The sequence below is a fragment of the Hymenobacter sp. BT491 genome, from assembly GCF_014349165.1.
Lineage (GTDB): Bacteria > Bacteroidota > Bacteroidia > Cytophagales > Hymenobacteraceae > Hymenobacter > Hymenobacter jejuensis.
In genome coordinates, this window is the sequence record NZ_JACSJJ010000002.1 from 984166 (window position 1) to 1007528 (window position 23363).

Below are 23363 nucleotides of genomic sequence, written 5' to 3' on the forward strand. Positions count from 1 at the left end.
CTTACAATTGTGTGAGCTTTCCTTTGGAAAAGCCCACACAATTGGAGACAGCTTGGTATATGTCCAGTAATGAAGTCTACCGTGCCTATATCAAATCAGACAAATCACGCACGCCGATCATGCGCTCGCGGGTGAAGCCCTCGCCGAATTCTACGCCGATGAGGTGGCCCATTTCGCGGCCGCGGGCTTCGAGGAAATTCTGAAAGCCGGGCGTCGTCAGGTAGGTGTTTGGCTCTTTGCCGTCGATGTTGAAGAACTGCGACTGAAACGCTTCAATCGAAGCCTTTTTCTTATCCCAATACGCCGAAACATCGACTACAAAGTCGGGCATGATGAGGCGATCCTGAATGTAATGGTAGACGTACTTGGGGCGCCACGCGACCTGGGGCTGGCCGGCGGCATCGAGCGTTTCAATCATGCGCAGGCCCGCCAGAAAGCACGCTTCTGAGGTGAGCTGGGCACCGCGGCCGTGGTCGGGGTGGCGGTCGTGGATGGCGTTGGAGAGCACGATATCCGGCTGAAACCGGCGCAACGCCGCAATGATAGGCAGCTGGTGCTCACGGTCGTTTTGGAAAAAGCCGTCGGGCAGCCCTAGGTTTTCGCGCACGTGCACGCCCAGTATGTTGGCCGCAGCTTCCGCTTCCGCTGCCCGAATTTCCGGCGTGCCCCGGGTGCCCAACTCACCCCGCGTCAGGTCCAGAATGCCCACTTTCTTGCCTTGGGCTACGGCGGCGGCCAACGTACCGCCGCAGGTCATTTCGACGTCGTCGGGGTGCGCGGCAATGGCCAGAATATCGAGTTTCATAGGTTCAGCAAGCAAGAAGCCTCAATCATAAGTAATTGATTACTAATTACTTATGATTGAGGCTTGGTTAAAGCTAAATTATTTGATTCGTAGTGCACGTCCCGGCCGCAAGGTTGAGGTGCTGCCGTTCAGGCGCTTCAGCTGCCCAACCGACACGCCGTATTTTTCCGCGATTTCGGAAAGCGTGTCGCCGCTGCGAATGCGGTGCGTTACTACCCGGCGGGCCGCCGATGGTTTGCTGGGATGGCTGCGGGCGGCGGCTTTGGCGCGTAAGGCTTGGCTGTAATAGCTAAAAAGTGCCGACGTGATCTGAAAATTGTCTTTCCAGAGTTTGTAATCCGGGAAGTCGTACATCTTCTCAGGATCGATGGGATTGCCTTCGTAGCGTACCTCGAAGTGCAAATGCGAGCCCGTGCTGCGGCCCGTGCTGCCGCCGTACCCGATCAACTGGCCCGCCTTCACGAAGGTACCGGGCGTGACCAAGGCTTTCTGCAGATGGCCATACAAAGTTTCAATGCCGTTGTAGTGCCTGACCAACAGATAGTTGCCGTAGCCCGAGCCGTCCCATTTCGAAATGCGCACTACGCCGTCGAAGGCAGCTTTTACCGAGTCGCCGGTTTCCAGGTCGAGGTCGTCGCCGTAGTGCCAACGGTATCCGCGAAAGCCAAAATCCGAGGTGATGGGCGTGCTGTTAAGCGGCATCTTGGCAAAGCGCTTACGCTGTGGATCGGTCAGTTGCAGGCTCAGCGTATCGCGCAGGCGCCGCCCATCCACACGATACGGGTTGATGTTGTGCGTGTCCCAAATCGAATAGTAGCCCGCTACCTGAATCCAAGAGCTGTCGATTAGCACTTGTTCCGCCATCTCCACAATCTGCTGGCCACCTTCGTTGAGCGTGGTCGTATCCTCACTCACGATGGACAGCTTTTTGGCCGGATTGAAGAAAATGGACTTCGACGCGTCGGAGTTGTCGTCGGGCAATTCCTCGGTTTCAATCAGCACCGTCGTATCTGGCCGGACATACCGAATGGATGGTGATTTGATGCGGAAGAAATCTTTCCGCTTGCGGGCATCACCGGACTTGGCCTTCGTCTGGGGCGCTTTGCGCTGTTGTGCCAGTACGCGCCCAGGCGCCAACGACAGCACCAGCAGCACGAACGGCACCAGCCAATATTTCACGAATTTCAGCAAGGACAATAGATGTTGAGGAGCCGCGCTTCAGCTTGATGACGCGGCAAGGTAACCAACGAAACGAGAAAGGTACGGCAGCTAGTGCACACAGGCCACCGTACGCTGTCTTCTCGCTCGGGATAAATTTTTGTGCTTAATGGTCGCCTAACGCGGCCAAGTAACGCTCTGCGTCGAGGGCAGCCATGCAGCCGCTACCCGCTGCCGTCACGGCTTGGCGATACGTGTAATCCTGCACGTCGCCGCAGGCAAACACGCCATCGACGTTGGTCTTGGCCGAGCCTGGAATAGTCTTCAGGTAGCCCTGCTCGTCGTGGTGCAGATAGGGCTGGAAAATCTTGGAATTGGGCTCATGACCAATAGCCACGAAAAAGCCTTTGATCGGAATCTCGCGGGTTTCGTGCGTCAGAATATTCTTCACTCGAACCGCTTCCACGCCATCCTGGCCCAAAATTTCATCTGTGGCCGTGTTCCAAAGCACTTCGATCTTGGGGTTGTCAACGACGCGTTTCTGCATGATTTTCGAAGCCCGCATCTCCCCTTTGCGCACTAGCATGTACACTTTGTTGCACAAGTTGGCCAGATACGTGGCTTCTTCCGCGGCTGTGTCGCCGGCGCCTACAATGGCCACATCCTGACCGCGGTAGAAGAACCCATCGCAAACGGCGCAGGCCGAAACGCCCATGCCGTTCAGGCGGGCCTCCGACTCGATTCCGAGCCATTTGGCCGAAGCACCAGTGGCAATAATCACGGCATCCGCCGTAATTTCTTTGTTTTCGTCGATTGTAACGCGGTGTGGATGGCCGGAGAAGTCAACAGCTGTTGCCAAGCCATAACGGATATCGGTACCGAAGCGCTCGGCTTGCTTTTTCAAATCTTCCATCATCTCCGGGCCCATTACGCCATCCGGGTAGCCCGGAAAGTTTTCGACGTCGTTGGTGATGGTCAGTTGGCCGCCGGGTTGCAGGCCTTGGTACATTACAGGTTTGAGGTTGGCACGAGCGGCATAAATAGCTGCTGTATAACCAGCTGGCCCTGAGCCAATTATCAAACAATGAACGTGTTCAGTGGTCGTATTCATTTGCTACTAAAAGCAGGTTGAGTGGGCAAAGGTACGCCGCGGCTCCGCAGTCGCGGACTAAGCAGCAGTACATAAAAGAAAAACCCCAACTGCTGGGCTGGGGTTTTTAAAGCGAGGGAGTAAAAATTTATCCCAGGTAAGGCTTCAGGGCTTTCGAGCGCGACGTGTGGCGCAGACGACGGATGGCTTTCTCCTTGATCTGGCGTACGCGCTCACGCGTCAGGTTGAACTTCTCCCCGATTTCTTCGAGGGTCAGCGAATGCTCGCCGTTCAGGCCGAAGTACAGTGTAATTACGTCTGCTTCACGCTTGGTGAGCGTAGAGAGTGCACGTTGTACTTCTTTGCGCAGCGAATCGTTCATCAAGCCCGTGTCGGGGCTTTCTTCATCTTCGTTTTCGAGCACGTCGAGCAGGCGGTTTTCTTCGCCTTGCACAAACGGCGCATCCACAGATACGTGGCGGCCCGAAATCTTCAGCGTATCAACGACTTCGGAAGTCGTCAGTTCCAATACCTCGGCAATTTCTTCGGGTGAAGGTTCACGCTCGAATTTTTGCTCCAGTTCGGAAAACGACTTGGAAATTTTATTTAAAGAGCCTACCCGGTTCAGCGGCAAACGCACAATACGCGACTGCTCAGCCAAAGCCTGCAGAATGGACTGGCGAATCCACCAAACGGCGTAGGAAATGAACTTGAAACCACGGGTTTCATCGAAGCGCTTAGCTGCTTTGATCAGACCCAGGTTACCTTCATTGATCAGGTCACCGAGCGAAAGACCTTGGTTTTGGTACTGCTTGGCCACCGACACTACAAAGCGAAGGTTGGCTTTGGTCAGTTTCTCCAGAGCTTGCTGGTCACCCTCTTTAATGCGCTGCGCCAGCGTTACCTCCTCGTCGGGAGTGAGCAGATCGACCTTGCCGATTTCCTGGAGGTATTTATCCAGCGATTGGCTTTCGCGGTTGGTGATCTGCTTGCTGATTTTAAGCTGTCTCATTGCGGGCGCGGAAAGAAATTGTTTTGAATCAAATTTAACATCGGTATTCCACCTATACGCGGGTACTAATCGTGAGCAACGTTTTAGTACCCGCGAAAGTTCGGCTAGTTGCTACTGGGCTTCGCCATTAGCCTGGGCCTTTTCAGGCTTCGGAAGCAGTGCCTTGCGCGAGAGACGGTACTTGCCCGTCTTCTTGTCAATGTCGAGCAGCTTAACGTCAATATCCTGGCCTACTTCGAGCACGCCTTCTAGCGTGGCAAGACGCTCGTGGGCTACTTCCGAAATGTGCAGCAGGCCGTCTTTGCCCGGCATGATTTCTACGAAAGCGCCGTAAGGCTGGATGCTGCGCACTTTGCCTTTGTAGGTTTCGCCTACTTCGGGCTGAGCTGCAATAGCCCGGATGCGGCCAATGGCCGCTTCCATATCGTCTTGGTTGGAAGCGAAAATGCTTACGTGGCCTTTTTCGTCTTTCTCCTCGATGATAACCGTAGCGTTGGTATCCTTCTGAATCTGCTGAATGACTTTACCGCCTGGCCCAATTACCGCACCGATGAACTCTTTGTCAATCAGCATTTTATGCGAACGAGGCGTATGCGGCTTCAGCTCGGCAGCGGGCGCCGAGATGGTCTTGGCCATTTCACCTAAGATGTGCAACCGGCCCTCACGGGCTTGGTGCAGCGCGGCCGTCATGATTTCGTTGCTCAAGCCCTGGATTTTGATATCCATCTGGCAAGCCACAATGCCTTTTTCCGTGCCGGTTACTTTAAAGTCCATATCACCGAGGTGATCCTCATCGCCCAGAATGTCTGAAAGCACAGCGTAATCGCCGGTTTCTTTGTCCTGCACAAGGCCCATGGCAATACCCGAAACGGCCGCCCGCACTTTAATGCCCGCGTCCATCAGCGCCAGCGAACCCGCGCAAACCGTCGCCATCGATGACGAGCCATTCGATTCCAGAATGTCCGAAACTACGCGAATGGTGTAAGGGTTTTCATCTTCCGAAGGCAATACCTTCTTCAGCGAACGCATGGCCAAGTTGCCGTGACCAATTTCCCGGCGGCCGGGGCCGCGGTTAGGCTTCACTTCGCCGGTCGAGAAGGCCGGGAAGTTGTAGTGCAGCATGAATTTGTTATACCCCGATTGCATAGCCGTATCGATGATTTGCTCATCGAGTTTGGTACCCAGCGCTACGGTAGTCAACGATTGGGTTTCGCCGCGGGTAAACAAAGCCGAGCCATGAGCTCCGGGCAAGTAGTTCACTTCACTCCAGATCGGACGAATTTGCGTTAGCGCGCGGCCGTCGAGGCGCGTGCGCTCTTTGATCATCATGTCGCGGATGGCCTTCTTTTCAGCGGAAGCGTAGTAGCGACCAAACATTTTCATGTCCAGCTCAGGCTGCTCTTCCAACAGCTTCTCCGTCAGTGACTTCTTCACAGCGCCGAAAGCATCCTTACGACCTGACTTGCTGGTGTTGCCAGATTTGGCAATCTCGTATGCCTGCTGATACACCTCATCGAGAACGCGCTTTTTCAGCTCTTCGTTTTCTTCGTACTTCGGATACTCGCGCTTTACGTGCGATTTCTCCACGGCAGCGGCCAGCTCTTGCTGTACGCGTACTTGCTCTTTAATGGCTTCATGAGCGTAGGCAATGGCTTCCACCATTTCCTCTTCGCTCACTTCGTTCATCTCGCCTTCCACCATAGCCACCGAATCGGCAGTAGCACCTACGATCAGGTCGATGTCGGCGCGGGCAATGTCAACGGTCAGGGGGTTAATTTGCAGCTTGCCGTCGATACGGGCTACGCGTACTTCCGAAATCGGGCCGGCAAAAGGAATGTCCGAAACCGAAAGGGCAGCCGAAGCAGCCAGGGCTGCCAACGCATCGGGCTGAACGGCTTTGTCGGCCGAGATCAGCGTGATCATCACTTGTACTTCGTAGTGATAATCCTTAGGGAACATCGGCCGCAAAATGCGGTCTACAAGACGAGAAACCAAGATTTCGTAGTCCGACAGGCGGCCTTCGCGGCGCTGAAACGAACCGGGAATATTACCGGCACCTCCAAATTTCTCCTGATAATCGACTGACAGCGGCAGGAAGTCAACCTCACCGCGAGCGCTGGGCTGCGACACGACTGTAGCCAGCAGCATGGCATCGCCAAGGCGTACGACTACGGCGCCGTCGGCGAATTTGGCCAGCTTGCCGGTTTCGATCGTGATTTGCCGGCCATCGGGCAGCGTAATAGATTTGGTAACAGCGTTGTAATTGGGCATCTTCTAGGGGTTGCTTGAAAAAGCGACAGCGGGCGAGCAGCCAAAAAAACAGTGCCCTACGACACTGCTTTGCTCATGTACTTCTGAAGGATAAACAACGGAACAGGCCTAAAAAGTGACCGAACCGAATAAAAAAAGAGTAGGGAACCCTTAACGAAGGGCTCCCTACTCTCGTGGGGTGGGTTACTTGCGGATGCCCAACTCCTTAATAATTGCACGGTAGCGGTTGATCTCGCGGTGCTGCAGGTAATCCAACAGGCGGCGACGCTTACCAACAAGCTTCAACAAGCCCAGACGGGTCGAGAAGTCCTTCTTGTTTTCTTTCAGGTGCTCAGTGAGGTGGTTGATGCGGTGCGTGAAGAGCGCAATTTGCGATTCAGCAGAACCCGTATCGGTTGCAGTTTTCTGCAGGCTGTTCTTTTCGAAAATAGCCTGTTTTACTTCGGTAGTGAGTTTCATCGGCAGATAGGTTTCCCCGTCTTGGATTAAATGTGAAAAAATATGGCCCGCATTTCGGGTTGGCCGCAAAGGTAAGGAATTTCGCCGTTGGTTGTTAGCCAATAGCCCTTAGTTTAAGAGTATAAGCCGGCAAAAATAATGCAAATAGTGGCTAAACCCCATCGTTAGGAAGAACGCTGGTACCCGCGAAACGGCCAGCGAATTTTAGCCGGCAGACGGCGCCAGAAATCCACTTCCAACAACCCTGAGTCGTGACGAGCTTGATACAGAAAGAACAAGCCCATCGGGAGCAGAATTGCATTGGCCATCCACATGCTTAGGCCTACGGGCATAATCGTTTCGCGCCCCCATTTCTCGCCCAGAATGGAGATGACGTAGTAGACAATGAAAAAGGTAATAGCGATCAGAATGGGAACGCCCAGCCCGCCTTTCTTGATAATGGAGCCTAAGGGTGCTCCGATCAAAAACATCAGCAAAATCGCCGCCGATTGCGTGTATTTACGATATATCTCGATGCGATAACCAGCAGTGTCTTTGGCTAATGTCGTGAGGCGCTCGGTATTGCTGCTGGCAAAAGCGCGCACGTTGCGGGCCCGGTTCAGGGCCTGCTCGACGTACCCGGCCTGAGGCGGCGGCAATTTTTTGGTGTGTACCTTCCACCCTGCAACGCGTCGGTTGGCGGCTGCGCCGGTCGTATCAAACCGCACGTAAGTGTAGTACGGATTCAACTGCATGATCATCTGCTTGCGCTCGATCATCAGGCGGTTGTGCAGCGAGTCGCTGTAGGCGTGCAACTCGGGGATGTTTTTCATCATTTTGTTTTCGGTAAACAGTTCCTTCTTCGTCCGGTTGAGGTCGAAGGAAGCCAGCGAAAACGTGATCATGTTGCGGTCAAATGCTTGCCGAACAAAAGTAGCCCCAGCTCGGTCACGAGCGTCGGGTTGCTCCACGTAGGTTTTGCCCCGATACAACTCTAAGCTAAGGTATTGTCCATCAAAGCGGGTAAACATCCGCCCCGAATCGGCCAGAATGACACGGGCGTTGCCGCTGCCCTGGGTATGGTCGTAAATCATTACGCCCATCAGAATGTCGCCATCGTCGCCCAGCTTTTTATTCACTTTAATGGTGTATCCCGGAATGCCGTTGTAGAAAACGCCCTCCCGGATATCCAAGGCCAGCTTCTGTTGCCGCAAATCCCATAACAGGCTGTAGGCGTTGAGGTTAGCAATGGGCACAATGGTGTTATTAAACCAAAATGCCCCCAGTGACAACACCACGCTCACCAGCATGACCGGACGCAAGATCCGCGTCAGGGAAATGCCGGATGTTTTGATCGCCGTTAATTCGTGGTGCTCTCCGAGCGTGCCGTAAGTCATCAGCGACGACAGCAATACGGCCAGCGGCAGCGATATCGGGATCATCAGCACGCTGAAGTAAAACAACAACTGGCCTATCACGCTCATACCCAAGTCTTTACCTACCAAGTCATCGAGATACTTGAGCATGTACTGGGTCAGCAGAATAAATTCTACTACCGCAAACGTGAGCAGAAAAGGTCCCGCGAAGGCCTTTAGAATCAGTTTATCGAGTTTTTTCATGGTGGTTCAGCGCAAGCCCTACTAACGGCTGTAGCCGAGAAAAAGTAAGGAGCGAAAGTAAAACGAAGGTAAGACTCGTTTCGCTCCCGCTCCCGCCAAATTGTAGTGTAGAAATTTACCCCCCCACTTGCTCGCGTAGTTTCTGGATGAGGCTTTCCCACATTTCCTGCAGCTCTTCGTCGTCGGTTTCTTCCGAGTAGTCAACTATACGCAGGTACACTTCCTGAGTCAGCTGCGACTCTTCTAAGGAGAAGTCCAGGTAATTGGCATCGGGCATGGGTCGCTTGTTGTGGTCCAGAAACACGAAGCGTACCGACCGGTTGGTACGATGCGAGTTCATCTCCGCAAAATGACTTTGGTTGTCCCAGATGAAATTGTAACGATGATCCTCGTCGATGCGTACGTCCTGACAAAACCACTGCGACAAGCCGGAAGCAGAAGCTAGATAAGGATAGAGAATCTTGGGCGACGCGTTTACAGGGTATTCTACCGTAAAGCGATGTTTAGAACGAGTTGCAGAAAGCGGCATAGGTAATAATTAGGTAAGAGCGGAAAGGCGTCCTCAAAAGGATAGATAGGAGCCAATATACACGGGATTTTTTTTGCGCAAGGGTTGCGCTGCATCAAATCTTGTGCCTACCTTTGCGGCACCAAAAACCCGGCGGGGTAGCTCAGTTGGTTAGAGCACAGGATTCATAACCCTGAGGTCACGAGTTCAACTCTCGTCCCCGCTACAAGAAAAGGCCTTCCAGCAACAGGGAGGCCTTTTCTGTTTTCGACAATGTGCGTTTTTGAGCCAATTATGATCCCTAAGCTGTACATTGTTGCGCTGTCAGCAGGCTTGGGGTAAGTGCCATGAGACGTAGGCATGCCGTTGTAAGCTTGCGAAGAAGCAAGTGATCAAACAAGGGGTGTGCGCCCCGATTTACGCTAGCGAATAGAAACCGTATGCGCCTGCACAGTGCGACGTAAGCTGTTGAAAAACTGTGCCCTCTCCTTTTCGCCGGTGCCGCTAATAAGGGTCGATTTTTTCATGAGGTTCTCCAAGTTGGAAAACATGAAGTCATTGAAGCCTTTGTCGGCGGTGCCTACAAAGTAGAGTACGCTATGGTTGAGAAACGTCAGGCGAGTTGGGCCCAAATCGGCAGCGAAGGTGTTGTCGCCCAGGATTAACTCATTGACAAACAAGCGATACGCTGGCCCGGGCGAAGTCGGCCCTTTGCCCAGAATAAACTTAGCACCAAGCTCGGCCTGCGCTTCGATGTAGTCGATGAGTTCGGCCACCTTTTCGTAGAGCAGGGCTACGTCATCGTCGGAAGCAAATGCGCCGTAGTCCCTGAAAAAGGTAATCTGGCGCAAGGTGCTGTTCAGGCTTTCCGCGTTCCATATTTCAGTGGTGGGCACTTTATTATATAGCCGGATGATGCGCTGACTGATCGCGTGCAAAGGTCGATAGCGCTCGTCGCCGATCCTGAACTTCACCCCTTTCAACTTCTCGTCGTGGAGAATGGACTTCATCCAGAAGTAGAACTTAAACTCGGCTAATTCCGGAATCTGGAAGTGATAGAAAAGCGGTATATCCTTGATTAAGAAATAGATATGCGCAGCAGGAAAGCTATTGATCAGCACAAGCTGTTTTTCTACGTCCAGCATCCAGCGCTCCATGCGGTTTTCGGGCTGCATGTCGGGGCGGCCCGTGAACAGGAGCCACTCGGTTTGGGGAAACAGAAATTGATCGATGGATACCTTGAAGTGGGAGCCGATTTTCTGCACTTCCGTCAAGTCGATGGGCTTTTCGCCTCGGATTCGCCGGTACGCACTGTCGGTACTGATGTCCAGCACGTCGGCCACTTCCTCCACTAAGGATTGGTGAGGCAACAACTTGACTTTGAGGTGCTGGAAAAATTGCACTTGCGCGTTGGGAGCGTCCATATGAAAGGCGAGTAGCAGGTATTGCTACACTTTTTCAAGAGTTAGTAAAAATTGCAATTATTTCAAAACCAAGGTCTTGGCCTAGCACCTAATTACTTACGCGCTGTCTGTTGTAGGCTGCGCAACGCAGGATTAGCAGCAATAAAAAAATGACTCCGCAGAGGTCGATTAGTTCCCTCTTACCGCGGGCGGTACCTTTTCATAGCTAGTCCATCGATGATTCCCCTGGCCTTTCCTTTAGCCCGTCACGGGGCTGTGCTGGCCGCAAGCACGATGCAGTACGGCAGATTTTTGCTTCCACCAACTCAACCCACGGATATGGATAGGATCAGATTTCAGCCGGAGCCGGCCAACGGATTTTACAACACGCTCAAGTGCCGCGTGAATGCCCATTTTGAGCAGCAGGCGCTGCCCCGATATGCTACGGCCGGAGCCGTGGGAAAAGCCATACTGTTTGCGGGATTGTTTGCGGCCAGCTACGCAACGCTCCTGCTCGTAGCAATGCCCTTAGGGCCGTTTTTGCTGCTGTGGTTTGCGATGGGTGTGTTCATCATTCTGGCCGCCATGAGCATTGTGCACGATGCCGCCCACGGCGTGTTTTCGGCCCGGCCCTGGGTTAATATGGTCCTGCTGCGGTTTGCCAACTTGGTCGGCGGCGACGGCTATATGTACAAATACAAACACACCGTATCGCACCACGCCTACACCAACATTCAGGGCTTGGACATCGACTTGGAGCAAAGCACCATGGTGCGCGTGACGCCCTTCACCGCCTCCCGGTCGGAGCACCAGTACCAACACCGCTACATGCGGGTGCTGTACCCGTTTTATATCCTGTTTTGGGTCTTGTTCCGGGATTTCAAATACTACCAGCGCGAAAAAATCGGGCCGGTCACGGCGCACCATCCGGTCGTGCAGTGGGTGACGCTGTTCGCTACCAAAGCGTTTTACTTTTTCTACATGCTCGTGGTGCCGGCCTTGGTGCTACCCGTCGCGTTCTGGCAGATCGCCGCAGGGTTTGTGTGCATGCACCTGGGCTCGGGCGTAGTGGCCATGTTTGCGCTGCTGGCCAACCATGCCGTCGAAGACTCCGTGTTTGTGGTGCCCGACCCCGATGGACGCATCCATTGTAGCTGGGGCGAGCACCAGCTGCGCACCACCGACGATTACAGCCCTGATTCACAAATAATTAGCTTTTTGTTCAGTGGCCTCAACCACCACGTAGCGCACCATCTATTTCCGCGCTACTGCCACGTCCATTATCCGGCCATCACCAAGATTGTGCGGGCCACTGCCGAGGAGTTCGGCTTGCGGTACCGCTACAATTCTTTGTTTGGGGCACTTAGCTCACATTTCCGGTTGCTCAAGAAGATGAGCACGGCCCGCAGATAGCTCAGTAAATCAAACAACCCTTTGACCACACACAGTCATGGAAGACGAAGGAGAGATGGTATTGGCCGTGGTAGCTTTTGCCCTCGCGCGTTATGCGCTGCTGGCGGGCCTGAGTTACGCTTTGTGCTACCGGCCGGGTCTCCAATCCCTACAACGATTTAAGATTCAGCCCAAACAGCCTTCGGCCCGCCACATTCAGCACGAACTGCTGTATTCCAGTTCGACGGCCTGCATCTTTTCCTTGCTCGGAGTGGTGGTATACTGGCTATTTACCCACGGGTACACTACACTATATACCGATATTGCCCTACAGGGCTGGGCCTACTTCGGCGCTTCGTTCCTGCTGGTTCTGGTTTTTCACGATGCGTATTTTTATTGGTCGCATCGGTTGCTGCATACCCGGTGGCTGTATCGACACGTCCACATTGTTCATCATCACTCCACCAACCCCACCCCCTGGGCGGCCTACTCCTTTCACCCCGTTGAGGCGCTGCTGGAGGGCGCCGTTGTGTTTCCTATAATCCTGATTTTGCCCGTGCATGTGTATGTTTTTGGCTGCTTTCTCGTGCTCGTGCTGGCCGCCAATATTGTAGGGCATCTTGGGTATGAGTTTCTGCCGGAAAGAGTGCGGCGCAGCCTGCTGGGCAAGCACCTGACCTGCTCCACGCACCACAACTTACACCACCAGCTATTCAATAAGAACTACGGCTACTATTTCACGCACTGGGATATATGGATGAAGACTGCGCAGGACAAACGTCCCCGTAAGCGCTAGCCGGGCAGAAACCCAGTATAACCATGCAATTATTTGATTATCAATTGTTTATACAAAAATATATACTTGTATAGGGATAAAACCGTAGACACGATCGACCCCAACCCTGCATGCGCTAATGGTAGCCTCCGAAGATCAAACCCAACGAGAGAAGGAAAAGCAGCTTGCTGCCGCGACCGCGTTACGCTGGATACGCGATGGTATGCTCTTAGGATTGGGCAGCGGCAGTACGGCCGCTTATTTTATCAACTCCTTAGGGGAAGCCGTGCGCAACGGCCAGTTACAGGTGCAGGCCACTGCCACATCACACGCCAGCGACGCCTTGGCCCGCAAGGCCGGCATTGCCATGCTCGAGCCCCGCCGTGGGTTGCGCTTCGATCTGACCGTGGACGGCGCCGACGAGCTCGACCCGCAATTGCGGCTCATAAAAGGCGGCGGCGGTGCTTTGCTGCGTGAAAAAATTATAGCAACTGCTTCCGATGCCCTGCTCATCATCGCCGATTCGTCCAAAGCAGTGCCGCAGTTGGGCCGCTTTCCGCTACCGCTGGAAATAGTGCCGTTCGCGCTGCCTTGGGTGCTGGACGCCGTGGACGCACTTGGTGGGGCTCCAGTCCTGCGCACCGATCCGAACGATGCGCAGACGGCCGTGCAGTCAGACCAAGGCAACCTCTTAGTTGACTGCCATTTCAACGCGCTCCCTGACCCTGCGCAGCTTGCCGAACACCTGCAACGCATCCCCGGCATTGTAGAGCACGGCCTGTTTTTGGGTTTGGCGCGCGCCGCGGTCGTAGCCCGCGAAGAAGGCGTAATGTTGCTGCGCCCCGGCCTCGAGCCTGTCCCCGCCGCCTCGGTTTCTGAACTTCTCTAAAAATTCAAGTTCGCTTTAATGCCCGAAGAGCTGAATACTGAACGGAAGAAAAGTATTAACTCGGCCTTTCCTTTTAACCCAACCTTCCAAGCATTTCTATGCATTATCTGCCGGCTCCCTCCCGCTACCACGACATGATCTATCGCCGTTGCGGCCGCAGCGGCCTCAAGCTACCCGCCGTGTCTTTGGGGCTGTGGCATAATTTCGGAGACGTAGACCAGCTAGCGAACTTCCGTGCGATTCTGCACCGCGCCTTCGACAGCGGCATCACTCATTTCGACTTAGCCAACAATTACGGCCCTCCGCCCGGCTCGGCAGAAACGAACTTTGGGCGCATTCTGCGCGAAGATTTTCGAGGCTACCGTGATGAGCTGATCATTTCTTCCAAAGCGGGCTACACAATGTGGGACGGCCCCTATGGGGACTGGGGCTCGAAGAAATACTTGGTTTCCAGCCTTGATCAGAGCCTACGGCGCATGCGGCTCGATTACGTGGACATCTTTTATCACCACCGCCCCGACCCCGACACGCCGCTAGAAGAAACCATGTCGGCGCTTGACCTAATGGTCAGGCAAGGCAAAGCCTTATATGTTGGCATTTCAAATTACCCGGCAGAGCAGGCCGCAGAGGCCATCCGGTTGCTGCGCGAACTGGGCACACCTTGCCTAATTCACCAGCCCAAGTACTCCGTATTCGAACGTTGGGTAGAAAATGGCCTTCTGGATGTACTGGATCAACAAGGTGTCGGCTGCATTCCGTTTTCTCCTTTGGCCCAAGGATTACTCACAAACAAGTATTTGGGCAGCATCCCTGCCGACTCACGGGTGGCAAAAGGCGTAGGCTTTCTGCAAGAAAATCAGCTCACCCCCGAACGGCTCGGCCAGATCAGCCGGCTGAATGACTTGGCTCTAACGCGCAACCAAAGCTTGGCCCAAATGGCACTGGCCTGGATTCTAAAAGACGAGCGCATTACCTCGGTACTCATCGGTGCTAGCAAGCCCGAACAACTCACGGACTCCTTAGGTTGCCTAGCCAATATTAAATTTAGCGCCGAAGAACTAGCCGCGATCGACAAAGAATCAGGAAAATAGCGCACCAATCGGTACCTTCTCAGCAAGAAATATCTAGTAAAACAAAAAGCCCACTTCTTTCGAAGTGGGCTTTTTTACTTTTTTTTAAGAGAAAATCTATTTGATTTTCTCTACAATGCCTTTGAAAGCAGCAGGATGGTTCATGGCCAAATCGGCAAGCACCTTACGGTTCAGATCGATTCCGGCTTTCTTTAAGCCGCCCATGAACTGCGAATATGACAGACCGTGCTCGCGAGCACCTGCGTTGATACGCTGAATCCACAAAGCACGGAACTCACGCTTCTTGGTCTTGCGGTCGCGGTACGCATAGAGAAGGCCTTTCTCAACTGCGTTTTTGGCAACGGTCCAAACGTTCTTGCGACGGCCGAAATAGCCTTTCGCCAGACGCATTACTTTCTTCCGACGGTGGCGCGAAGCCACATGGTTTACACTTCTTGGCATAACCTACTTTTTTTTGGCGGCTGGCGACTCCCTTTCTCGGAAGTCTTACAAAACCGGACGCCGGGTTTAAAATTTACTTACCACTTGCTGATTAGATGTTCAGCATGTCCTTCACGCGCGACATGTCGGCCGTGCTTACCAAGGTTACGTGCGTCAGGTTGCGCTTTTGCTTGGTGCCTTTTTTCGTGAGGATGTGGCTTTTGAAGGCGTGCTTCCGCTTCACCTTGCCCGAGCCGGTGAGCGTAAAACGCTTCTTAGCACCGGATTTCGTCTTTACTTTTGGCATTGGAATATGTATTGGAGAAATGAAATGCTGGTTTGGGCCATCAAAACTTCCGCATGTAACTACTTCTATATCAAGTAGTTACAAAAGATGGCTACGATGACTCTTTGCCCTCTTTGCTAGCGCCGACCGGTACTTCCTTGGGAGCCGCAGACTTGGGTTTGGCAACCACAACGGCCTTTGGAGCTAGGTACAGGAACATGCGTTTGCCTTCGAGCTTGGGCAACTGCTCAACTTTGGCCAGATCTTCTAGCGCCTGCGCAAACTTGAGCAGCAGAATCTCACCGCGCTCTTTGAACACGATCGAACGGCCTACAAAGTGCACATACGCTTTGATCTTGGCGCCTTCTTTCAGGAATTCCTGCGCGTGCTTGAGCTTGAAAGCAAAGTCGTGGTCATCTGTATTAGGTCCGAAGCGGATCTCTTTGATGATGACTTTGGTTTGCTTGGCTTTCAGTTCGCGGGTTTTCTTCTTCTGCTCGTACTTAAATTTCGAGTAGTCGATGACGCGGCAAACGGGCGGTACGGCGGTAGGAGAAATCTCGACGAGATCGAGGTTTTGCTCCTGCGCCATACGACGAGCTTGTTCGACTGGATAAATGCCCTGTTCGATGTTTTCACCGACGAGGCGCACTTCGCGAGCCGTGATCTTCTGGTTGATTTTGAACGGCTCCTCCACCTGAGCACGGGGGATGTAGCGGCGATTCGGGGTTGCTATGAGTTGGTCCTCCTTCTGAAAGGTGAGAAAAAGTCAATTTTCCGGGATTTCCCATGTGAGGCGGACCTCACGAGGGCTATCAGCGGGCAAATATCCTGTATTTTTTTGGAATCTAAAAAAGTAGCTATATAAAATCCCCTATCTGCTTGCGGCCATCGGGGATGTAGCAACTTAGGCTTGAACGGACCTTGAAGACAATTATCACGTCGACATTGTTCAAATCATCGTCCAAGCCTAAGTGCTGAACACCTTTATTTTGCTTCCATCATCTCGGCTACCTGAGCCTGGAAGCTGCGGATAAAGGCCTCAATAGGCATGCTGCCTAAGTCGCCCTCCCCGTGCTTGCGCACAGCTACGATGCCGTTTTCCTGTTCTTTTTCGCCTACGATGAGCATATAAGGTACCTTCGCTACTTCGGCATCCCGAATTTTGCGGCCAATCTTCTCGTCGCGATTGTCGAGTGAACCCCGTAATTCAGCCTGCACAAGTCGGTCGTATACTTGCTGGGCATAGTCTTGGTACTTCTCCGAAATGGGAAGCACAGCAAACTGCTCAGGCGACAGCCATAGAGGGAAATTACCAGCGCAGTGCTCGATCAGAACTGCCACAAAGCGCTCCAGCGAGCCAAACGGGGCACGGTGGATCATAACGGGCCGCTGACGCGAGTTGTCGGGAGCTACATATTCCAGCTCGAAGCGTTCGGGCAGGTTGTAATCTACCTGAATTGTGCCGAGCTGCCACTTCCGCCCCAAAGCATCGCGAACCATGAAGTCGAGCTTCGGACCATAGAAAGCGGCTTCGCCCAACTCGGTTACGGTGGTGAGTCCTTTCTCGGCAGCGGCTTCCTGAATAGCAGCTTCGGCACGGGCCCAGTTTTCATCCGAGCCGATGTATTTGGCTTTGTTTTCGGGATCGCGGAGCGAAATCTGAGCTGTAAAGTTGGGGAAATCGAGTGCTTTCAATACGTAAAGCACGATGTCGATTACCTTCAAAAACTCCTCCTTCACCTGATCGGGGCGGCAGAAGATATGCGCGTCGTCCTGCGTAAAGCCACGCACGCGGGTCAGGCCGTGCAACTCGCCCGATTGCTCGTAGCGATACACCGTACCAAACTCGGCCAAGCGCAGCGGTAGGTCGCGGTACGAGCGGGGTTTCGTCTTATAAATTTCGCAGTGATGCGGGCAGTTCATCGGCTTGAGGAAGAATTCCTCGCCCGGATTTGGCGTCTTGATTGGCTGGAAGGAGTCGGCGCCGTACTTCTCATAGTGGCCTGAGGTTACGTACAACTCCTTCGCACCGATGTGCGGCGTCACGACCGGCAAATAACCTGCTTTCACTTGTGCCTTACGCATAAACTGCTCAAGGCGCTCGCGCAAAGCCGTGCCTTTGGGCAGCCATAAAGGCAAGCCGGCTCCTACCCGCTCCGAAAACGCAAATAGCTCCAGTTCTTTGCCTAGCTTGCGGTGGTCGCGGCGCTTGGCCTCTTCCAGCTTTTCTAGGTACTCGGTCAGCTCCTTGGCTTTCGGGAACGTGATGCCGTAGATGCGGGTTAGCTGCTTATTTTTCTCATCGCCGCGCCAGTAAGCGCCGGCTACGTTCAGCAGCTTCACCGCCTTGATCGGGCTGGTATCCGGGATGTGCGGCCCACGGCAGAGATCAGTGAAATCGCCTTGGGTATAGAACGTGATGCTGCCATCTTCCAAGCGCTCGAGCAAGTCTAGCTTATACGGATCGGCTTTTTCGGTAAAGTAGGCAATGGCTTCGGCCTTGGGCACGGCACGGCGCTCGTACTGGCTTTTCTTCCGGGCCAGTTCCAGCATTTTCTTCTCGATTTCGGGGAAGTCATCGGTCGAAATTGTGCGGCCTTCACCCAAATCAATGTCGTAGTAAAAGCCGTTTTCGATTGCCGGCCCAATGCCCAACTTCACGCCGGGATACAGCGCTTCCAGCGCCTCTGCCATCAGGTGAGCCGAAGAATGCCAGAAAGTAGCCTTGCCAGCCGTGTCGTTCCAGGTCAGGATTTCAAGGTTTGCGCTTTCGTCGAGTGGGCGGTGCAGATCACGCACCTCACCGTTGACGCGGACGGCCAATGCATTGCGAGCCAAGCCTTCGCTAATGCTGGCAGCGACATCATAACCGGAAGTTCCGGCTTCGAATTGGCGCACGGAGCCGTCGGGGAGCGTAATATCAATCATGTTCGAGTGGTTACAAAAAGAGGCGGTGGCCCGCAAGTTAGCAGCTTGGGGCGGATTTGATGAGCGAAAATAATAGGATTAGCCCCGCAGCGGAAGGCGAATTCGGGCGCTGAAACGTGGACTAACGACTTTTCTTCAGGGTTACAGCTCTAAACACAGCCAGTTTCGAATCCGTTACCGATCTTTTAACAGACGCAGAGGTATTGTTTGTAAGTAGTTGATTATCAATAATTTAAGAACAGTGCATTCGTTATACAACCTTCTACCTAATAACCTGCCGGGGGCCTGCCGGAGAGGGGCGCAATCGGCTCAATCGCGGCGGGGCGGTTCGCGTCGGCAGCAGGTTGGCGGCCATGTTCACCTAGCTTCCAGACTTTATAGGTCCAGTGCTTGTTGCCGGGGTTGTCGGCAACCAACAACCGATATTGTGCCTGGGCTTCGGGCACTTGCCCGAGACTCTCGTAGCTTTCGGCCAACATTTGGCGGGCACCGGCCAGGCGCGGCGCACGGCGTAAAGCACGCTGCAAATGCGGCACTGCTTCGGCGTATTTGCGTTGCTTATAAGCCATAAGGGCCAACCGATAATCGGCGCGATACTGGGTCGAATCGAGTTGCACGGCCCGGGAGTAGCGGCGAGCGGCACTGTCGGGCAGATTTTGTAACTCAAACTGACGCCCGTAATCATACCACAGAGCGGCATAGCCCGGCGCCAAGCGTAGCCCGCGGGCAGCGTAGGTAGCCGCCTCAGCAGGCAAGCGGTAGGCATTCGACAGGAACGCCAACTGGTGCAGAATCTCGGGTTGGCGCGGATCGCGGCTCAGGCTGGCCCGCAAATAATTCAGCGCCTGCACCGTGTCGGCGGTGGCGGCGTAAGCGATGCCTTTATAAAATAGCGCCGCCGGGTGATCAGGCTCCTGTTGAAGTGTGCGGTCGAGGTGGTCGAGGGCGGCTTCGTAGCGGCGAGCAGCCAAGTTGGTTTCGCCTACGAGCAGGTTGAGTTCCGGCGACGAATAGCCATGGCGCGAAGCTTCTTCCGCTGCTGCCAAGGCTGCCGGCAGCGTATTCTGAGCCCGCAAGGCCCGTGCTTTGATAAAGTAAAACTCCCCCGGCGAATCGTCGAGCTCCAGCGCCTGGTTAATATCCTGCAGGGCGGCGGCAGTCTGGCCAGCATCGAGGCGAAACGCGGCCCGACGGGCATAGAGGCCTGCGTTGCGGGGCTGGCGGGCAATGGCACCGTCGAGCTCATCTGCCTGAATTTTGGGCCCGCTCTGCACAGTGGCGATGTTCACCATCACATCCGGCTGCTCGGTTGGTTCAGAGGAACCGCAAGCCGACAGCATTGTAACGGACAGCGGCCACAAAAGCCAGGAAAAGCGCATGGCAACTATAAAATGGAAGGCAAATACTAGTACTGCAAAGATAAGCGTCTGGCTCCGGATGCTCCACGTGTGCCTTATCGGCTGGGTGCCGCGGGCGCTTCCGGAGATGAAATCTTAAGCTTGCGTCGCATCTGATCGTAGAGAAGGCGGCAACGACGGCTTAGCTCCAGATCCTCGCTCGTGATAGGCTGAATGGCATTGGCCTCTTCCAGCACTTTATACGCCCGACTGAACTGCTTACGGTTGATGTGCACGCGGGCCAGATCGTAGCAAAATTGCAAGCGCTTGGGGTCAAGCTGATGCGCGCGTACCAACGCATCGACAGCTTTTCGGCTGCTGGCACCGTTGGGCATACCTCCCAAAAACAAACTACTAAAGGCGCGTTCCAGGATGTTATAATGATCCACGCGAAAGTGCCAGCGCCCCAGGAGTGCCCACGCATCGGCCCAATCGGGGCGGCGCGCCACAGCCATAAACACATACGGTTGCATTTCCTTATAGGCGTACAGCCGCCCATAGGCCGTGCGCAACGTGGCCTGAGTTACCAATGACAGTGCCACGGCATAGTTAGCTTCCGCCCCATCTGGGTTGACGGCCAGCGAGCGGTCGGCATATTGGCGAGCCAGCACGAAATAGGCGTTTTTGCGGGTTTCGTCGCTGTAACGGCCGCCTATTTTCATACTCAGCAGCGAGGCTTGCCACAACGCATCGTAACGCCGGGGATCGCGGGCCAGAACCTCCTCGTACTTGGCCAATGCCTCCGATTCGCGGTACTCGCGCTGCAATACGCGTGCTTCGGCCAGCAGTTTTGGAATGCTGACAGGCGCCGGCTGTGCGGCGTTGGCTTCGGTTCCCTCGCCTGTAGCTTGCGCCCGTGCGGTCTTGCCCCTGCCTACGAGCAGAAGAACGAGAAAGAGAAGGCCAACACGCAGAGACGAACCCATACCGAATCTTACTCAAAAACGCTTAACGAAAGCATTTCAGTATAAAACATTGACTATCAAATATTTATGCAAATATAATTACTCGCGACTTTTGCAAATAACGATCTGCCAAACCAAAACTTCTAGGCCAACGCCCACTCGCGGCATAAAGCTGACCAGGTGCGCCCAATTTGGCAAGAAAAAGCCCCGGCTTATCGTCCGGGGCATTTCTTAAAACAACTTTAGTTGCGATTTGGGTCGCCGAAGCAACGCTTGCGCTCGCTCCACATCTTCAGCCGTAATATCGACGGGGCCAGCCAGCTCTAGGGAAGCTTCGGGCGCTGCCGTTGCTTGAGGCCGCGGAATGGTGGCCGGACCGCGCTTTTTGGCCACAACTCGGCGTTCTGGCTCGGGCGCTTCGGCCGTCAGGAGCGTGATTGCGTGGATCTTGAAGTAATTCAGCTTGTTGCCCATTGCCTTCCACCCTTTCACGTCGATGAACTCGTGGAGCTGGATTTTCTCGGTCTCTTTGTCGGACTTTTTGTCCCGCTGCAGCTTCACCTCAATTTGTGGTTCTGGGTGCGCCGTTACGGCCAAGAGCTTCGAGCCTTTGGTTTCGGAGATGAACGTAAAGCGCTTGCCAATTGTGGTGGTTTCGATGTGGAATCGCTTGACGTAATGCACTTTCGTGTCGCCCTCCATGTACACCGCTGAGAGCACCAGATCGGGCTCATTTTTGCGCAGTAAAGCAATGTTGCCGGTTTCGTAGTGGTTGCCAACATCGAAAGAGGTCAGTTCGTAGCTGCCGTCTTTGTACACCACCACAATCGTATTATCGGTGTCGAAGGAGCCTAGGTAACGACCGCGGCCTTCGGTGTTGAGGCGACCGATTACTTCATCATAGAAGATTTCGCGTCCGCCCAACGTGCTGTCACCCAAGGCTTTTTGCGTAATCTTCTTGACAGGCTGCTTGGTCACGATGTTGCCCATCGAGCCTTTGCCTTTGATGGAAAGCTCCGCGAAATCGAAGTCGAATTGCTTCACCCGCGCGGGTGCTTTGTCCGACAATTGAATGCTGACAATCTCCGACTCGGAATTGGGATTCGCCGTCAGATACAGCACTTTCGAGCCCTTCGAGCCCTTGGTAAGATCGTAGGTTTTATCGCGCGTGATGCCCGTCACCAGGAAGCGCTTGGCATAGCTTATCTGCGAGCCGCCGTCGAGGTAAACCATGTTGTACACTAAGCGGTCATCGTTTTTGTTGTAGATACCTACATGCAGAATGTCCTTGCCAACGAAGGTTTTCTCCGCGATTTTGACCACCATAAACGAGCCGTCGCGCCGGATGGCAATGATGTCGTCCATGTCGGAGCAATCGCACACGAATTCGTCCTTTTTCAGCCCGTAGCCCACAAAACCATCTTGGCGGTTGACGTAGAGCTTCTGGTTGGCTACGGCTACTTTCTGCGCCGATACCACGTCGAAGGTGCGCAGCTGCGTTTTGCGTTCGCGCCCCGCGCCGTATTTCTTCAGTAGGTTTTCGAAGTAATGGATGGCGTAGCGAGTGATATTTGCCAGATTATCAGCCACTTCTGTTAATTCAGCTTCGAGACGTTGGATGTATTCGTCAGCTTTAAAGCCGTCGTACTTCGAAATGCGCTTGATGCGAATTTCCGTCAGGCGCGTTAGGTCATCTTCCGTGATTGCGCGACGCAGCACAATGCGTGTATCGTTGGCCTTTTGCTTCTCGCCGTCGATGCGCACAAACTTTTTCAGGCCGGCATCGATCGTTTCCAAAATCTCTTCCCACGTCTCGCATTCCTCGATTTTGCGGTAGATGCGGTTCTCGATGAAGATTTTTTCCAGCGAAGCCGAGTGCCATTTTTCGTGCAGCTCGTCCTGCCGGATTTCCAACTCACGCTCCAGCAAGCGCACCGTTTTCTGGGTGCTCAGGCGCAGCATGTCCTCCACCATCACGAAGCGCGGCTTGTCTTCGATGATGACGCAGGTATTGGGCGAAATCGAGACTTCGCAGTCGGTGAAGGCATAGAGCGCGTCCATCGTCAGGTCCGGCGACACGCCCGTGGGCAGGTGCACCTGAATCTCGACTTCGGCTGCCGTGTTGTCCACGACTTTCTTAATCTTGATTTTATTCGCTTCCGAGGCCTTCACGATGCTTTCCATCAGCGCCGTGGTGGTGGTGCCGTACGGAATGTCGCGAATGACGAGCATGGTCTTGTCGGCCTTCTCGATGGTGGCGCGCAAGCGGATTTTGGCGCCGCGCTGGCCGTTGTTGTAGTTGGTGATGTCGCAAAGGCCGCCGGTCGGGAAATCCGGATACAGCTCAATATCACGCCCTTTTAGCACGTCGATGCTGGCTTTGCACAACTCGCGGAAGTTGTGGGGCATAATCTTAGTGCTCAGGCCCACAGCGATGCCTTCGACACCCTGCGCGAGCAGCAGCGGAAACTTCACCGGCAACGTCACGGGCTCGCGCTTGCGGCCGTCGTAGCTGAGCTGCCAGTCGGTGATGTCGGGGTTAAATACAACGTCGAGCGCAAACTTCGAGAGGCGCGCCTCTATGTAACGCGGGGCGGCCGCGCCGTCGCCGGTGCGGATGTCGCCCCAGTTACCCTGCGTTTCGATGAGCAAATCCTTTTGGCCCAAGTTTACCATCGCGTCGCCGATGCTGGCGTCGCCGTGCGGATGGAACTGCATCGTCTGGCCGATGACGTTGGCAACCTTGTTGAAACGGCCGTCATCCATTTCCTTCATCGCGTGCAGGATGCGGCGCTGCACCGGCTTCAGGCCGTCTTCGATGGCGGGCACGGCGCGCTCCAAAATCACGTACGAAGCGTAGTCTAGAAACCAGTTCTGGTACATTCCGTTGACGGTGGCCACGTCGTGAATGGTTTCGCCGGGCGCAAATTTGGGCTCTTCCTCCGACTCTTCGGCTGGCTCAAGCACCGGCTT

At 54.2% G+C, this 23363-nt stretch carries 20 protein-coding genes and 1 tRNA gene; 5 read left to right on the plus strand and 16 right to left on the minus strand.

Annotation, left to right across the window (positions count from 1 at the left end; genetic code table 11):
* Positions 1-85: 85 nt before the first annotated feature.
* The 8 genes from bshB1 to H9I52_RS09950 all read right to left on the minus strand — a co-directional run bounded on the left by bshB1 (position 86) and on the right by H9I52_RS09950 (position 8922).
* Positions 86-805, minus strand: coding sequence for a bacillithiol biosynthesis deacetylase BshB1 (gene bshB1 / locus H9I52_RS09915; RefSeq protein ID WP_187453724.1), 720 nt, complete (start codon positions 803-805; stop codon positions 86-88).
* A 78-nt stretch (positions 806-883) separates the two neighbouring features.
* Entirely contained in the window at positions 884-1984 is a 1101-nt protein-coding gene (locus H9I52_RS09920; RefSeq protein WP_316248020.1) for a M23 family metallopeptidase, read from the minus strand.
* A gap of 145 nt (positions 1985-2129) precedes the next feature.
* Positions 2130-3074: a thioredoxin-disulfide reductase gene (gene trxB / locus H9I52_RS09925; protein ID WP_187453725.1), complete on the minus strand. Its 945-nt coding sequence runs from the start codon at positions 3072-3074 to the stop codon at positions 2130-2132.
* 127 nt (positions 3075-3201) lie between these two features.
* Positions 3202-4065, minus strand: coding sequence for an RNA polymerase sigma factor RpoD/SigA (locus H9I52_RS09930; protein WP_022823752.1), 864 nt, complete (start codon positions 4063-4065; stop codon positions 3202-3204).
* Positions 4066-4176: 111 nt separating this feature from the next.
* Positions 4177-6336 carry a polyribonucleotide nucleotidyltransferase gene (gene pnp, locus H9I52_RS09935; RefSeq protein WP_187453726.1) on the minus strand — a complete coding sequence of 720 codons (2160 nt, stop codon included), beginning with the start codon at positions 6334-6336 and terminating at the stop codon, positions 4177-4179.
* Positions 6337-6519: 183 nt separating this feature from the next.
* Positions 6520-6795, minus strand: a complete 276-nt coding sequence (gene rpsO, locus H9I52_RS09940; protein WP_139517266.1) for a 30S ribosomal protein S15 — start codon at positions 6793-6795, stop codon at positions 6520-6522.
* A 164-nt stretch (positions 6796-6959) separates the two neighbouring features.
* Entirely contained in the window at positions 6960-8393 is a 1434-nt protein-coding gene (locus H9I52_RS09945; RefSeq protein ID WP_139517267.1) for an LptF/LptG family permease, read from the minus strand.
* Positions 8394-8508: 115 nt separating this feature from the next.
* A complete protein-coding gene (locus H9I52_RS09950; protein WP_187453727.1) occupies positions 8509-8922 on the minus strand; it encodes an START-like domain-containing protein in 414 nt (137 codons plus the stop codon).
* A gap of 131 nt (positions 8923-9053) precedes the next feature.
* Here H9I52_RS09950 and H9I52_RS09955 point away from each other — a divergent pair.
* Positions 9054-9127 (plus strand) — tRNA-Met (locus tag H9I52_RS09955).
* A 196-nt stretch (positions 9128-9323) separates the two neighbouring features.
* Here the strand turns inward: H9I52_RS09955 and H9I52_RS09960 are convergent.
* Positions 9324-10325 (minus strand): helix-turn-helix domain-containing protein, encoded by a 1002-nt coding sequence (locus H9I52_RS09960; protein WP_187453728.1) that lies wholly within the window; start codon positions 10323-10325, stop codon positions 9324-9326.
* A 318-nt stretch (positions 10326-10643) separates the two neighbouring features.
* On the opposite strand from H9I52_RS09960, the gene H9I52_RS09965 reads away from it, so the two are divergent.
* The 4 genes from H9I52_RS09965 (at position 10644) to mgrA (ending at position 14451) form a co-directional block, all read left to right on the plus strand.
* Complete coding sequence (locus H9I52_RS09965; protein WP_187453729.1) at positions 10644-11717, plus strand: fatty acid desaturase family protein; 1074 nt, start codon at positions 10644-10646, stop codon at positions 11715-11717.
* Positions 11718-11754: 37 nt separating this feature from the next.
* A complete protein-coding gene (locus H9I52_RS09970) occupies positions 11755-12492 on the plus strand; it encodes a sterol desaturase family protein (protein WP_187453730.1) in 738 nt (245 codons plus the stop codon).
* Between the two features lie 118 nt (positions 12493-12610).
* Positions 12611-13360, plus strand: a complete 750-nt coding sequence (rpiA, locus tag H9I52_RS09975; protein WP_187453731.1) for a ribose-5-phosphate isomerase RpiA — start codon at positions 12611-12613, stop codon at positions 13358-13360.
* Positions 13361-13458: 98 nt separating this feature from the next.
* Positions 13459-14451, plus strand: coding sequence for an L-glyceraldehyde 3-phosphate reductase (gene mgrA / locus H9I52_RS09980; RefSeq protein WP_187453732.1), 993 nt, complete (start codon positions 13459-13461; stop codon positions 14449-14451).
* A 96-nt stretch (positions 14452-14547) separates the two neighbouring features.
* Here the strand turns inward: mgrA and rplT are convergent, their stop codons facing one another.
* The 7 genes from rplT to H9I52_RS10015 form a co-directional block, all read right to left on the minus strand.
* The gene (rplT, locus tag H9I52_RS09985) at positions 14548-14892 is read right to left on the minus strand and encodes a 50S ribosomal protein L20 (RefSeq protein ID WP_139517274.1); all 345 of its coding nucleotides are present in this window, start codon (positions 14890-14892) and stop codon (positions 14548-14550) included.
* A gap of 91 nt (positions 14893-14983) precedes the next feature.
* Positions 14984-15178 carry a 50S ribosomal protein L35 gene (gene rpmI / locus H9I52_RS09990; protein WP_139517275.1) on the minus strand — a complete coding sequence of 65 codons (195 nt, stop codon included), beginning with the start codon at positions 15176-15178 and terminating at the stop codon, positions 14984-14986.
* A gap of 91 nt (positions 15179-15269) precedes the next feature.
* Positions 15270-15893 (minus strand): translation initiation factor IF-3, encoded by a 624-nt coding sequence (gene infC / locus H9I52_RS09995; RefSeq protein ID WP_174805816.1) that lies wholly within the window; start codon positions 15891-15893, stop codon positions 15270-15272.
* A gap of 251 nt (positions 15894-16144) precedes the next feature.
* Positions 16145-18088: a threonine--tRNA ligase gene (thrS, locus tag H9I52_RS10000; RefSeq protein WP_139517277.1), complete on the minus strand. Its 1944-nt coding sequence runs from the start codon at positions 18086-18088 to the stop codon at positions 16145-16147.
* A gap of 266 nt (positions 18089-18354) precedes the next feature.
* Positions 18355-19467 carry a tetratricopeptide repeat protein gene (locus tag H9I52_RS10005; protein ID WP_187453733.1) on the minus strand — a complete coding sequence of 371 codons (1113 nt, stop codon included), beginning with the start codon at positions 19465-19467 and terminating at the stop codon, positions 18355-18357.
* 74 nt (positions 19468-19541) lie between these two features.
* A complete protein-coding gene (locus H9I52_RS10010; RefSeq protein ID WP_187453734.1) occupies positions 19542-20411 on the minus strand; it encodes a tetratricopeptide repeat protein in 870 nt (289 codons plus the stop codon).
* 210 nt (positions 20412-20621) lie between these two features.
* Complete coding sequence (locus H9I52_RS10015) at positions 20622-23357, minus strand: DNA gyrase/topoisomerase IV subunit A (protein WP_410403028.1); 2736 nt, start codon at positions 23355-23357, stop codon at positions 20622-20624.
* Positions 23358-23363 lie beyond the last annotated feature (6 nt).

What these genes read in the sequence shown, in the direction of transcription:
- bshB1 (WP_187453724.1), bottom strand. Translation starts at nt 805, where the DNA reads ATGAAACTCGATATTCTGGCCATTGCCGCGCACCCCGACGACGTCGAA.
- trxB (WP_187453725.1), bottom strand. Translation starts at nt 3,074, where the DNA reads ATGAATACGACCACTGAACACGTTCATTGTTTGATAATTGGCTCAGGG.
- H9I52_RS09930 (WP_022823752.1), bottom strand. Translation starts at nt 4,065, where the DNA reads ATGAGACAGCTTAAAATCAGCAAGCAGATCACCAACCGCGAAAGCCAA.
- pnp (WP_187453726.1), bottom strand. Translation starts at nt 6,336, where the DNA reads ATGCCCAATTACAACGCTGTTACCAAATCTATTACGCTGCCCGATGGC.
- rpsO (WP_139517266.1), bottom strand. Translation starts at nt 6,795, where the DNA reads ATGAAACTCACTACCGAAGTAAAACAGGCTATTTTCGAAAAGAACAGC.
- H9I52_RS09945 (WP_139517267.1), bottom strand. Translation starts at nt 8,393, where the DNA reads ATGAAAAAACTCGATAAACTGATTCTAAAGGCCTTCGCGGGACCTTTT.
- H9I52_RS09950 (WP_187453727.1), bottom strand. Translation starts at nt 8,922, where the DNA reads ATGCCGCTTTCTGCAACTCGTTCTAAACATCGCTTTACGGTAGAATAC.
- H9I52_RS09960 (WP_187453728.1), bottom strand. Translation starts at nt 10,325, where the DNA reads ATGGACGCTCCCAACGCGCAAGTGCAATTTTTCCAGCACCTCAAAGTC.
- H9I52_RS09965 (WP_187453729.1), top strand. Translation starts at nt 10,644, where the DNA reads ATGGATAGGATCAGATTTCAGCCGGAGCCGGCCAACGGATTTTACAAC.
- H9I52_RS09970 (WP_187453730.1), top strand. Translation starts at nt 11,755, where the DNA reads ATGGAAGACGAAGGAGAGATGGTATTGGCCGTGGTAGCTTTTGCCCTC.
- rpiA (WP_187453731.1), top strand. Translation starts at nt 12,611, where the DNA reads ATGGTAGCCTCCGAAGATCAAACCCAACGAGAGAAGGAAAAGCAGCTT.
- mgrA (WP_187453732.1), top strand. Translation starts at nt 13,459, where the DNA reads ATGCATTATCTGCCGGCTCCCTCCCGCTACCACGACATGATCTATCGC.
- rplT (WP_139517274.1), bottom strand. Translation starts at nt 14,892, where the DNA reads ATGCCAAGAAGTGTAAACCATGTGGCTTCGCGCCACCGTCGGAAGAAA.
- rpmI (WP_139517275.1), bottom strand. Translation starts at nt 15,178, where the DNA reads ATGCCAAAAGTAAAGACGAAATCCGGTGCTAAGAAGCGTTTTACGCTC.
- thrS (WP_139517277.1), bottom strand. Translation starts at nt 18,088, where the DNA reads ATGATTGATATTACGCTCCCCGACGGCTCCGTGCGCCAATTCGAAGCC.
- H9I52_RS10005 (WP_187453733.1), bottom strand. Translation starts at nt 19,467, where the DNA reads ATGCGCTTTTCCTGGCTTTTGTGGCCGCTGTCCGTTACAATGCTGTCG.
- H9I52_RS10010 (WP_187453734.1), bottom strand. Translation starts at nt 20,411, where the DNA reads ATGGGTTCGTCTCTGCGTGTTGGCCTTCTCTTTCTCGTTCTTCTGCTC.